The organism is Streptomyces sp. NPDC059398, from assembly GCF_042751845.1.
In the GTDB taxonomy this organism is placed as follows: domain Bacteria; phylum Actinomycetota; class Actinomycetes; order Streptomycetales; family Streptomycetaceae; genus Streptomyces.
In genome coordinates, this window is sequence record NZ_JBHYWP010000151.1 from 1 (window position 1) to 12,414 (window position 12,414).

Here is a 12,414-nt window from a genome sequence, read left to right on the forward strand (position 1 = left end):
CCAGGAACCCCAGGAACCCCAGGAACCCCAGGAACCCCAGGAACCCCAGGAACCCCAGGAACCCCAGGAACCCCAGGAACCCCAGGAACCCCAGGGACTCCCGCGGCGACAATCCGGGGCTCGACGGCCGACCGGCGGATCCTGGACCGGCTCGGCGCTCTGCGCGCTGCGGACCTCCCCGTCAGGGGCGGACGCACCATGGCGTACGTCTACGACTCGGGCCTGCCGGGCATCGAGGAGCTGGCATCCGCGGCGGCAGCGGCGTTCGCGGGCGTCAACGGCCTCGACATGACCGCCTTCCCGAGTGTGGTCTCCCTGGAGAACGACATCGTGGGGCGTACCGCCCGGCTGCTCGGCGGCGGCCCGGAGACCGTGGGCACCTTCACCAGCGGCGGTACGGAGAGCTGTCTGCTGGCCGTCCTCACCGCACGCGAACACGCGCTGCGGACCAGGGGCGTCACCGCACCCGAACTGGTGCTCCCGGAGACCGCCCACGCGGCCTTCCACAAGGCCGCCGCGCTCTTCGGGCTCAGGGCCGTGGTGGTCCCCGTGGATCCGCTGACCCACCGGGTGCGCGCCGCCGACCTGGCGTCGGCCCTCTCCGACCGCACCGCGCTGGCGGTGGTCTCCGCGCCCTCGTACGCCCACGGGGTGATCGACCCGGTCGCCGAAGCCGCCGCCGTGGCGGCCAGGCGCGGTGTGCTCTGTCATGTCGACGCGTGCATCGGCGGCTGGTACCTCGGGCATCTGCGGCTCGGGGCTGGAGCGCCACCCGTGCCGCCCTTCGACCTCGCCGTGCCCGGTGTCACCTCGCTCTCGGTGGACCTGCACAAGTACGCGTACACGCCCAAGGGCGCCTCCGTCCTGCTGTTCAGGGACGCCGGACTCCGCAGGCACGGCTGGTTCGCCCACGCCTCGTGGCCCGGCTACCCGGTGGTCAACGCCACCCTCCAGGGCACCAAGCCGGCCGGACCGCTGGCGGCGGCCTGGGCGGTACTGGAGCGGATCGGCACCGACGGGTACACCGCGCTGTCGCTGCGCGTCCACGCCGCGGTGACGGCGCTCGTGGCGGGGGTCGGGGAGATCGACGGGCTGCGTGTGCTCGGGACCCCGGACGCCTCGCTGCTCGCGGTCGCCGCCGACGGGCCGGGCATCGACCCGCTCGTGGTGGCCGACGAGATGCGCCGTCTCGGCTGGTACGTACAGCCGCAGCCCGCCTACGCCGGCTCACCGGCCAATCTGCACCTCACCGTGACAGCGGCGATGGCGGACGGCGAGACCGTACGGAAACTGCTCGACGCGCTGGCCGAAGCGACCGCGGCGGCGGCCTCGGCCGGGCCCGCCGACGCGGACCCCGCGGTACTGGAGGCAGCCGCGGCGCTCGACCCGGACACCCTGACCCCCGAGGAGGCGGCGGTGGCGCTCGCCTTCGCCGGGGTGGGGGAGCGGGGGGAGCTGCCCGAGCGGATGGCGCCCGTCCTCGCGGTGCTCCAGGGGCTGCCGCCGAAGCTCGCCGAGCGGCTGCTGCCGGAGCTCGTCGGCCTGCTCTACCGGCCGGCGGAAGCCTGACGCCGAGGGGCACGGCCGTGCCCGAGTCCGGAAAGCCCGAGGGCGGCCCCGGCATATGCGGGGCCGCCCTCAGGACGAGACGTTTCTTCTGTTGAACAATCCGTGAGGGGGCTCAGCCCTCGTCGTGCGCGACCGCGCGACGGGCGTCCGCGTCCAGCACACCCCAGCTGATCAGCTGCTCGGTGAGGACCGAAGGGGACTGGTCGTAGATGACGGCGAGTGTGCGCAGGTCGTCCTGGCGGATCGACAGCACCTTGCCGTTGTAGTCGCCGCGCTGGCTCTGGATCGTGGCCGCGTAACGCTGGAGCGGTCCGGCCTTCTCCGGCGGGACGTGGGCGAGGCGCTCCAGGTCCAGGACGAGCTTCGGCGGCGGCTCGGCGGCTCCGCCCGGCGTCGTGCCCGGCAGCAGCTCCTGCACCGGAACCCCGTAGAAGTCCGCCAGCTCGGCCAGGCGCTGGACGGTCACGGCGCGGTCGCCACGCTCGTACGAACCCACCACCACGGCCTTCCACCGGCCCTGGGACTTCTCCTCGACACCGTGGAGGGAAAGGCCCTGCTGGGTGCGGATGGCACGGAGCTTGGCCCCGAGCTGTTTTGCGTATTCGCTGGACATATGGCTCCCCGGACGCTGAGATGACCTGCGGCTCCGCCGCGCGGCTGGTAACTCACTGTGAGGTTACGCAGCGTTACTTGGATGCGTCAAGCCGAATGGTCCGGACCGCCCCCGGACCAGGGCGGCAGGCCCCTGTGGGGCCCTGGTAAGGTGGTTTCCGTAATTCCGACGTCCTTTAAGGTCCGTCCCGTGAGGCGGAGAAGGAGGTCCGTTTCGTATGGACACCAGTAGTGCACAAGCCGGCGGTGGATCCGACGCGCGCCCCGTCCTGGAGGCCCCGGACATCGCACGGGTGCTGACCCGTATCGCCCACGAGATCGTCGAACGCGCCAAGGGCGCCGAAGATGTCGTACTCCTCGGCATCCCGACCCGCGGTGTGTTCCTCGCCCGCAGGCTCGCGGCCAAGCTGGCGGAGATCACCGGCCGCACGGTCCCGGTCGGCTCCCTGGACATCACCATGTACCGCGACGACCTGCGGATGCGGCCCGCCCGCGCGCTGGCCCGTACGGACATCCCCGCGGACGGTGTCGACGGACGCCTGGTCGTCCTCGTCGACGACGTGCTCTTCTCCGGCCGCACGATCCGCGCCGCGCTCGACGCCCTGGGCGACATCGGCCGCCCGCGCGCCGTGCAGCTCGCGGTCCTCGTCGACCGCGGCCACCGCGAACTCCCGATCCGCGCCGACTACGTCGGCAAGAACCTCCCGACGTCGCTGCGCGAGACGGTCAAGGTCCAGCTCGCCGAGGAGGACGGCCGCGACACGGTCCTGCTCGGCACCGAGCGGACCGTCCCGGCCGGCGGCAGCTAGCCGGGTCCGAGCGGTCGTGTCCAGGCCTCTCCCGGGCGAGGACGCGACCCGGCGGCCCCGGCCGCCCATTCGTACGCCCTGACCCGGGCCGCCGGGCCGTGCCCTCCTGCCCGGCCGCCCTGCCCGAATCCGCTCGACCTCCGCGCCCTCCCCGCGAACATGGAGCACACCCAGATGGAGCGCCACCTCATCTCGGCCGCCGATCTCACCCGCGACGACGCCGTCCTGATCCTCGACACCGCCGAGGAGATGGCCCGGATCGCCGACCGGCCGGTCAAGAAGCTTCCGACCCTGCGCGGCCGCACCGTCGTCAACCTCTTCTTCGAGGACTCGACCCGGACCCGCATCTCCTTCGAGGCGGCGGCCAAGCGGCTCTCCGCCGACGTCATCAACTTCTCCGCGAAGGGGTCGTCGGTCTCCAAGGGCGAGTCCCTCAAGGACACCGCGCTGACCCTGGAGGCGATGGGCGCCGACGCCGTCGTCATCCGCCACGGATCGTCCGGCGCCCCCTACCGGCTCGCCACATCGGGCTGGATCGACGGCGCCGTCGTCAACGCGGGCGACGGCACCCACGAACACCCCACCCAGGCGCTCCTCGACGCCTTCACCATGCGCCGCAGGCTCGTCGGGGCCGACACCGGCACCGGGCGCGACCTGGAAGGCCGCCGCATCACCATCGTCGGCGACGTGCTGCACAGCAGGGTCGCCCGGTCCAACGTCCATCTGCTGCACACCCTGGGCGCCCGGGTGACGCTGGTCGCACCGCCCACCCTGGTGCCGATCGGCGTCGAGCACTGGCCCTGCGAGGTCTCGTACGACCTCGACCGGGTGCTCCCCGAATCCGACGCCGTCATGATGCTGCGCGTCCAGCGCGAGCGGATGAACGCGGCCTTCTTCCCCACCGAACGCGAGTACGCGCGCCGCTACGGCCTGGACGGCGACCGCATGGCGCGGATGCCCGGCGACTCCATCGTCATGCACCCCGGACCGATGAACCGCGGGATGGAGATCACCGCCGACGTCGCCGACTCCGGCCGCTGCACCGCGGTCGAGCAGGTCGCCAACGGCGTCTCCATCCGGATGGCCGTCCTCTATCTGCTGCTGGGCGGCTCCGAGCCCGCCACGACTTCCCGTACCGAGGAGAGCAAGTAACCATGAGCAAGACCCTGATCCGTGGTGCGAAGGTGCTCGGCGGCGAGCCGCAGGACGTCCTGATCGACGGTGAGACCATCGCGGCGGTGGGCACCGGACTGTCCGCCGACGGCGCCGATGTCATCGAGGCGGACGGCCGGATCCTGCTGCCCGGCCTGGTCGACCTGCACACCCATCTGCGCGAGCCGGGCCGCGAGGACTCCGAGACCGTGCTGACCGGTACCAAGGCCGCTGCCGTCGGCGGATTCACCGCCGTCCACGCCATGGCGAACACCTTCCCCGTCGCCGACACCGCCGGCGTCGTGGAGCAGGTCTGGCGCCTGGGCAAGGAGTCCGGCTACTGCGACGTACAGCCCATCGGCGCCGTCACCGTCGGCCTGGCGGGCAAGCAGCTCGCCGAACTCGGCGCCATGCACGAGTCGGCCGCCGGGGTCCGCGTCTTCTCGGACGACGGCAAGTGCGTGGACGACGCCGTGATCATGCGCCGCGCCCTGGAGTACGTGAAGGCCTTCGACGGTGTCGTGGCCCAGCACGCCCAGGAGCCCCGGCTCACCGAGGGCGCCCAGATGAACGAGGGCGTTGTCTCCTCCGAGCTGGGCCTCGGCGGCTGGCCCGCAGTGGCCGAGGAGTCGATCATCGCCCGCGATGTGCTGCTCGCCGCCCATGTCGGCTCCCGGGTGCACATCTGCCACCTGTCCACGGCGGGCTCGGTGGAGATCGTCCGCTGGGCCAAGTCCAAGGGCTGGAACGTGACGGCCGAGGTGACCCCGCACCACCTCCTCCTCACCGACGAGCTGGTCCGTACGTACAACCCGGTCTACAAGGTCAACCCGCCGCTGCGCACCGAGGCCGATGTGCTGGCCCTGCGCGAGGCGCTCGCCGACGGCACGATCGACTGCGTCGCCACCGACCACGCCCCGCACCCGCACGAGGACAAGGACTGCGAGTGGGCCGCGGCCGCCATGGGCATGGTGGGCCTGGAGACCGCGCTCTCCGTCGTCCAGCAGACGATGGTCGACACCGGGCTCGTCGACTGGGAGACCGTCGCCGACCGGATGTCCTTCCGCCCGGCGGCCATCGGCCGTCTCGCGGGCCACGGCCGCCCGGTCGCCGCCGGTGAGCCCGCGAACCTCACGCTGGTCGATGCCGCTTACCGTGGAGAGGTGGACCCCGCGGGCTTCGCCTCCCGCAGCCGCAACACCCCGTACGAGGGCCGTGAGCTGCCGGGACGCGTCACCCACACCTTCCTGCGGGGCAGGGCAACGGTCGTGGACGGGAAGCTGGCGTGACACCTCTCATCAATCTTCACCCCGCATATCTGCACCTCGCAGCGGAGCAGAAGTCGGCGGACGTCACCGACTGGTCGGGCCGTATCGGCTGGATCGTCGGTCTGCTGCTCTTCGTCGTACTCGTCTACTGGCTGATGCGCGAGGGCTGGAAGTGGCGCGGCACGCTCCAGAGCGACCTCCCCGGGCTTCCGGCCGCGCCGGACGCGCCGGGCACCGTCAGACTGGAGATGAGCGGCCGCTACCACGGCTCGACCACCGCCGGGCAGTGGCTCGACCGGATCGTCGCCCACGGCCTGGGCACCCGCAGCAGGGCCGAGGTGACTCTCACGGACGCGGGGGTGGACGTCGTACGCCCCGGGGCGCGCGACTTCTTCATCCCCGCGGCGCAGCTCCGCGAGGCCCGGCTCGACAAGGGCATCGCGGGCAAGGTCCTCACCGAGGGCGGCCTGCTGATCATCACCTGGCAGCACGGCGACAAGCTGATCGACTCCGGCTTCCGCTCCGACCGGGCGGCCCAGCACGCCTCCTGGACCGAGGCCGTCAACGCCATGAGCCGCCCCGCCGCAACGGCCGCGGACACGGCCCCCGCCGACAGCACCACCGGCACCACGCACCACCCGATCACGACGGAAGGCACCGCACGATGACGACCTCAAGGCCGGGGAACGCCCCGGAGAGGAAGGCGGCGTCCCCCGCCGTACTCGTCCTGGAGGACGGCCGGATTTTCCACGGCCGCTCCTACGGGGCCACCGGGGAGACCTTCGGTGAAGCGGTGTTCAACACCGGGATGACCGGTTACCAGGAGACCCTCACCGACCCCTCGTACCACCGCCAGGTCGTCGTGATGACCGCCCCGCACGTGGGCAACACCGGCGTCAACGACGAGGACGACGAGTCCGCGAAGATCTGGGTCGCCGGCTATGTCGTACGCGACCCCGCCCGCATCCCGTCGAACTGGCGCTCCCGCCGTACCCTCGACGACGAGCTGACGGCGCAGGGCATCGTCGGCATCAGCGGCGTCGACACCCGCGCGCTCACCCGCCATCTGCGCGAGCGGGGCGCGATGCGCGTCGGCATCTTCTCCGGCAACGCCGTGGCCGACGAGGGCACGCTCATCGCCAGGGTCCGGCAGGCGCCCGAGATGAACGGCGCCGACCTCTCCGCCGAGGTCGCCACCGCCGAGGCGTACGTGGTCCCGGCGGTCGGCCCCGACGGCGAAACCGTCCCGCTGGGTGCCGCGAAGTTCACCGTCGCCGCGATCGACCTCGGCATCAAGGGCATGACCCCGCACCGGATGGCCGAGCGCGGCATCGAGGTGCACGTCCTGCCCGCCACCGCCACCGTCGACGAGGTGTACGCGGTCGCCCCCGACGGAGTGTTCCTCTCCAACGGCCCCGGCGACCCGGCCACCGCCGACCTGACGGTCATCAAGGCCGTCCTGGAGCGGAAGACCCCGCTCTTCGGCATCTGCTTCGGCAACCAGCTCCTCGGCCGCTCGCTCGGCTTCGGCACCTTCAAGCTCAAGTACGGCCACCGCGGCATCAACCAGCCGGTCCAGGACCGTGCGACCGGCAAGGTCGAGGTCACCGCGCACAACCACGGCTTCGCCGTGGAGGCGCCGCTCGACCGGGTATCCGACACGCCCTACGGCCGCGCCGAGGTCTCCCACGTCTGCCTCAACGACAACGTGGTCGAAGGGCTCCGGCTGCTCGACCAGCCGGCCTTCAGCGTCCAGTACCACCCCGAGGCAGCCGCGGGCCCGCACGACGCCGCGTACCTCTTCGACCGCTTCACGTCTTTGATGAACACAGCCCAGATGGAGGGCCAGCGTGCCTAAGCGCACCGATATCCAGTCCGTCCTGGTCATCGGGTCAGGACCGATCGTCATCGGCCAGGCCGCCGAGTTCGACTACTCGGGCACCCAGGCCTGCCGGGTGCTCAAGGCCGAGGGCCTGCGGGTCATCCTGGTCAACTCCAACCCGGCCACGATCATGACCGACCCGGAGATCGCCGACGCCACCTACGTCGAGCCGATCACCCCGGAGTTCGTCGAGAAGATCATCGCCAAGGAGCGCCCGGACGCCCTGTTGCCGACCCTCGGCGGGCAGACCGCGCTCAACACCGCCATCTCCATGCACGAGGGCGGTGTGCTCGACAAGTACGGCGTCGAGCTGATCGGCGCCAACGTCGAGGCGATCAACAAGGGCGAGGACCGCGACCTCTTCAAGGGCGTCGTCGAGGCCGTACGCGGGAAGATCGGCCACGGCGAGTCCGCCCGTTCGGTCATCTGCCACTCGATGGACGACGTCATCAACGGCGTCGGTGAACTCGGCGGCTACCCGGTCGTCGTCCGCCCCTCCTTCACCATGGGCGGCGCCGGCTCCGGCTTCGCCCACGACGAGGAGGAGCTGCGCCGGATCGCCGGACAGGGCCTCATGCTCTCGCCGACCACCGAGGTGCTCCTGGAGGAGTCCATCCTCGGCTGGAAGGAGTACGAGCTGGAGCTGATGCGCGACAAGCACGACAACGTCGTGGTGGTCTGCTCCATCGAGAACTTCGACCCGATGGGCGTGCACACCGGGGACTCGATCACCGTCGCCCCGGCGATGACGCTGACCGACCGCGAGTACCAGCGGCTGCGCGACATCGGCATCGCGATCATCCGTGAGGTCGGGGTCGACACCGGCGGCTGCAACATCCAGTTCGCCGTCAACCCCGAGGACGGCCGGATCATCGTCATCGAGATGAACCCGCGGGTCTCGCGCTCGTCCGCGCTGGCCTCCAAGGCCACCGGATTCCCGATCGCGAAGATCGCGGCCAGGCTCGCCGTCGGATACACGCTGGACGAGATCCCCAACGACATCACGGAGAAGACCCCGGCGTCCTTCGAGCCGACGCTCGACTATGTCGTCGTGAAGGTGCCGCGATTCGCCTTCGAGAAGTTCCCGGCCGCCGACGCCACCCTCACCACCACCATGAAGTCGGTGGGCGAGGCCATGGCGATCGGCCGTAACTTCACCGAGGCGCTCAACAAGGCGCTGCGCTCGCTGGAGAAGAAGGGCTCGCAGTTCACCTTCGTGGGCGAGCCAGGCGACAAGGCCGCGCTCCTGGAGACCGCGAAGGTCCCCACCGACGGCCGGATCAACACCGTCATGCAGGCCATGCGGGCCGGCGCCACCCCGCAGGAGGTCTTCGACGCGACGAAGATCGACCCGTGGTTCGTCGACCAGCTGTTCCTGATCCTGGAGCACGCCGACGAACTGGCCGCCACCGAGAAGCTGGACCCCCGGCTGCTCGCCGACGCCAAGCGCCACGGCTTCTCGGACGCCCAGATCGCCGCCATCCGCGGTCTGCGCGAGGACGTCGTCCGCGAGGTGCGGCACGCGCTCGGGGTGCGCCCGGTCTACAAGACGGTCGACACCTGCGCCGCCGAGTTCGCCGCGAAGACCCCGTACTTCTACTCCTCGTACGACGAGGAGAGCGAGGTCGCACCCCGCGAGAAGCCCGCCGTGATCATCCTCGGCTCCGGCCCCAACCGCATCGGCCAGGGCATCGAGTTCGACTACTCCTGTGTCCACGCCTCCTTCGCGCTCGGCGACGCGGGCTACGAGACCGTGATGGTCAACTGCAACCCCGAGACGGTCTCCACCGACTACGACACCTCCGACCGGCTCTACTTCGAGCCGCTCACCCTGGAGGACGTCCTGGAGATCGTGCACGCCGAGACGCTGGCCGGACCCGTCGCCGGTGTCGTCGTCCAGCTCGGCGGCCAGACCCCGCTGGGCCTGGCGCAGGCGCTCAAGGACAACGGCGTGCCCGTGGTCGGCACGCCCCCGGAGGCGATCCACGCCGCCGAGGACCGCGGCGCCTTCGGCCGGGTGCTCGCCGAGGCCGGGCTGCCCGCGCCGAAGCACGGCACCGCCACCACCTTCGACGAGGCCAAGGCCATCGCCGACGAGATCGGCTACCCGGTCCTGGTCCGCCCGTCGTACGTGCTCGGCGGCCGGGGCATGGAGATCGTCTACGACGAGACCCGGCTCGCGGCGTACATCGCGGAGTCCACCGAGATCAGCCCCACCCGCCCGGTGCTGGTCGACCGCTTCCTGGACGACGCGATCGAGATCGACGTCGACGCGCTCTACGACGGCACCGAGCTCTACCTCGGCGGCGTCATGGAGCACATCGAGGAGGCCGGTATCCACTCCGGCGACTCGGCCTGCGCGCTGCCCCCGATCACGCTCGGCGGCTTCGACATCAAGCGGCTGCGGACCTCCACCGAGGCCATCGCCAAGGGGGTCGGCGTCCGCGGACTGATCAACATCCAGTTCGCGCTGGCCGGCGACATCCTCTACGTCCTGGAGGCCAACCCGCGCGCCTCCCGTACGGTCCCCTTCACATCGAAGGCCACCGCGGTCCCGCTGGCCAAGGCCGCGGCCCGTATCTCGCTGGGCGCGACCGTCGCCGAACTGCGCGCCGAGGGCATGCTCCCGGCGACCGGCGACGGCGGCACCCTGCCGCAGGACGCGCCGATCTCCGTCAAGGAGGCCGTGATGCCGTGGTCGCGCTTCCGCGACATGCACGGCCGCGGCGTCGACACCGTGCTCGGCCCCGAGATGCGGTCCACCGGCGAGGTCATGGGGATCGACTCGGTCTTCGGCACCGCGTACGCCAAGTCGCAGGCCGGGGCGTACGGGCCGCTGCCCACCAAGGGCCGCGCCTTCATCTCGGTCGCCAACCGGGACAAGCGCTCGATGATCTTCCCGGCCCGTGAGCTGGTCGCACACGGCTTCGAGCTGCTCGCCACCTCCGGCACCGCCGAGGTGCTGCGCCGCAACGGCATCAATGCCACCGTGGTCCGCAAGCTCAGCGAGGGCGAGGGGCCGGGCGGTGAGCGGACCATCGTCCAGCTCATCCACGACGGCGACGTCGACCTCATCGTCAACACCCCGTACGGCACCGGCGGCCGGCTCGACGGTTACGAGATCCGCACCGCGGCCGTGGCCCGCGCGGTGCCCTGCCTCACCACGGTCCAGGCGCTCGCCGCGGCCGTCCAGGGCATCGACGCGCTCAACGGCGGCGATGTCGGCGTCCGCTCCCTCCAGGAACACGCACGCCATCTGACCGCCGCACGCGAGGTCTAGCCCACGAGGGGGACACCGGTTCCGGTGTCCCCCTCTTCATGGGTTCCCGTCCATCTCTTCATGAGTTCCCGTTCATGAGCTCCCGTTCATGAGTTCCCGCCCGGGAGCCCGCCATCAGGAAAGCCGGATGTACAGACTCTTCTTCGACCTGGTCTTCAAGCGGATGGACCCCGAGCGCGCCCACCATCTGGCCTTCCGCTGGATCCGCGCCGCAGCCCGGGTCCCGGTCCTGCGCACCTTCGCCGCCGCCGCGCTCGCGCCGCGCCACCGGGAGCTGCGCACCGAGGCGCTCGGGCTGCGGATGCACGGCCCCTTCGGCCTCGCGGCCGGCTTCGACAAGAACGCGGTCGCGATCGACGGCATGACCATGCTCGGCTTCGACCACGTCGAGATCGGCACGGTCACCGCCCGGCCCCAGCCCGGCAACCCCCCGAAGCGGCTCTTCCGCCTGGTGGCGGACCGCGCGCTCATCAACCGCATGGGCTTCAACAACGAGGGCTCGGCGGCCGTGGCGGCCCGTCTGGCGGCCCGTAACCCCGTCTTCAGGACCACGGTCGGCGTCAACATCGGCAAGACCAAGGTGGTTCCCGAGGAGGAGGCCGTCGGTGACTACGTCGAGTCGACCGAGCGGCTGGCCCGGCACGCCGACTACCTGGTCGTCAATGTGTCGTCGCCGAACACCCCCGGCCTGCGGAACCTCCAGGCCACCGAGGCGCTGCGCCCGCTGCTGACCGCCGTGCGCGAGGCAGCCGACCGCACCGTCACGGACCGCCGGGTGCCGCTCCTGGTGAAGATCGCTCCCGACCTCGCCGACGAGGACGTGGACGCCGTCGCCGACCTGGCGGTCGAGCTGGGGCTCGACGGCATCATCGCCACCAACACCACCATCGCCCGCGACGGCCTCGGCCTGCGGTCCGCCGCCGCGCTCACCGCCGAAACCGGCGGCCTCTCCGGCGCCCCGCTCAAGGAACGCTCCCTGGAGGTGCTGCGCCGGCTGTACGCCCGGGTGGGCGGCGATCTCGTCCTCATCGGGGTCGGCGGCATCGAGACGGCGGAGGACGCCTGGCAGCGGATCCTGGCGGGGGCCACGCTGGTCCAGGGCTACAGCGCCTTCATCTACCAGGGCCCTTTCTGGGCCCGCGCGGTCCACAAGGGCCTCGCGGCCCGGCTGCGCACCAGCCCGTACGCCACGCTCGCCGAGGCCGTCGGCGCGGAGACCAGGAAGACGGTGGTCCGATGACACCCCCGCAGCCGCCCGAACCGTTCGGCACCCGGCTCAGGCGGGCCATGGACACCCGCGGGCCGCTCTGCGTCGGCATCGACCCGCACGCCTCCCTGCTGACCGCCTGGGGGCTCGGCGACGACATCGCCGGTCTGGAGCGCTTCACCCGCACGGTCGTGGAGGCGCTGGCCGACCGGGTCGCCGTGCTCAAGCCGCAGTCCGCGTTCTTCGAGCGGTTCGGCTCGCGCGGCATCGCCGTCCTGGAGAAGGCCGTCGCCGAGGCCCGGTCGGCCGGGGCGCTGGTGCTGATGGACGCCAAGCGCGGTGACATCGGCTCGACCATGGGCGCCTACGCCGCGACCTACCTGGACCCGGAGTCGCCGCTCTTCTCGGACGCGGTGACGCTCTCGCCGTACCTCGGCTTCGGCTCGCTGCGGCCGGCCCTGGACGCGGCGGTGCTCAGCGGTGCGGGTGTCTTCGTGCTCGCGCTGACCTCCAACCCGGAGGGCGCCGAGGTCCAGCGGGCCACCGCGTCCGACGGCCGGACGCTGGCCCGGCTGATGCTCGACCACATGGCGGCCGAGAACGAGGGCGCCGACCCGCTGGGCTCGGTGGGCGCC

General features: G+C 71.5%; 10 protein-coding genes. 9 read left to right on the forward strand and 1 reads right to left on the reverse strand.

Annotation, left to right across the window (positions count from 1 at the left end; genetic code table 11):
• Positions 1 to 198 precede the first annotated feature (198 nt).
• The gene (locus ACFXBC_RS33425; RefSeq protein ID WP_385033295.1) at positions 199 to 1,569 is read left to right on the forward strand and encodes a pyridoxal phosphate-dependent decarboxylase family protein; all 1,371 of its coding nucleotides are present in this window, start codon (positions 199 to 201) and stop codon (positions 1,567 to 1,569) included.
• 112 nt (positions 1,570 to 1,681) lie between these two features.
• Here ACFXBC_RS33425 and bldD read toward each other — a convergent pair whose 3' ends face one another.
• Positions 1,682 to 2,182, reverse strand: coding sequence for a transcriptional regulator BldD (bldD, locus tag ACFXBC_RS33430; protein ID WP_014157378.1), 501 nt, complete (start codon positions 2,180 to 2,182; stop codon positions 1,682 to 1,684).
• Positions 2,183 to 2,399: 217 nt separating this feature from the next.
• Here bldD and pyrR point away from each other — a divergent pair, with 217 nt between their 5' ends.
• The 8 genes from pyrR to pyrF all read left to right on the forward strand — a co-directional run.
• On the forward strand, positions 2,400 to 2,990 hold the full coding sequence (gene pyrR, locus ACFXBC_RS33435) for a bifunctional pyr operon transcriptional regulator/uracil phosphoribosyltransferase PyrR (protein WP_385033298.1): 591 nt from the start codon (positions 2,400 to 2,402) through the stop codon (positions 2,988 to 2,990).
• Positions 2,991 to 3,164: 174 nt separating this feature from the next.
• Positions 3,165 to 4,142 (forward strand): aspartate carbamoyltransferase catalytic subunit, encoded by a 978-nt coding sequence (locus ACFXBC_RS33440; protein ID WP_385033301.1) that lies wholly within the window; start codon positions 3,165 to 3,167, stop codon positions 4,140 to 4,142.
• Between the two features lie 2 nt (positions 4,143 to 4,144).
• Positions 4,145 to 5,431, forward strand: coding sequence for a dihydroorotase (locus ACFXBC_RS33445; RefSeq protein ID WP_385033304.1), 1,287 nt, complete (start codon positions 4,145 to 4,147; stop codon positions 5,429 to 5,431).
• A 29-nt stretch (positions 5,432 to 5,460) separates the two neighbouring features.
• The gene (locus ACFXBC_RS33450) at positions 5,461 to 6,078 is read left to right on the forward strand and encodes a hypothetical protein (protein WP_385033319.1); all 618 of its coding nucleotides are present in this window, start codon (positions 5,461 to 5,463) and stop codon (positions 6,076 to 6,078) included.
• Positions 6,075 to 7,268, forward strand: coding sequence for a glutamine-hydrolyzing carbamoyl-phosphate synthase small subunit (carA, locus tag ACFXBC_RS33455; protein WP_385033307.1), 1,194 nt, complete (start codon positions 6,075 to 6,077; stop codon positions 7,266 to 7,268). The genes ACFXBC_RS33450 and carA overlap by 4 nt, the downstream gene beginning before the upstream one ends.
• Entirely contained in the window at positions 7,261 to 10,572 is a 3,312-nt protein-coding gene (carB, locus tag ACFXBC_RS33460; protein ID WP_385033310.1) for a carbamoyl-phosphate synthase large subunit, read from the forward strand. Before carA ends, carB begins: the two co-directional genes overlap by 8 nt.
• 127 nt (positions 10,573 to 10,699) lie before the next feature.
• Entirely contained in the window at positions 10,700 to 11,812 is a 1,113-nt protein-coding gene (locus tag ACFXBC_RS33465) for a quinone-dependent dihydroorotate dehydrogenase (RefSeq protein WP_385033313.1), read from the forward strand.
• Positions 11,809 to 12,414 (forward strand): orotidine-5'-phosphate decarboxylase (pyrF, locus tag ACFXBC_RS33470; protein WP_385033316.1); only part of this gene is annotated, 606 nt, incomplete at its 3' end. The genes ACFXBC_RS33465 and pyrF, both read left to right, overlap by 4 nt.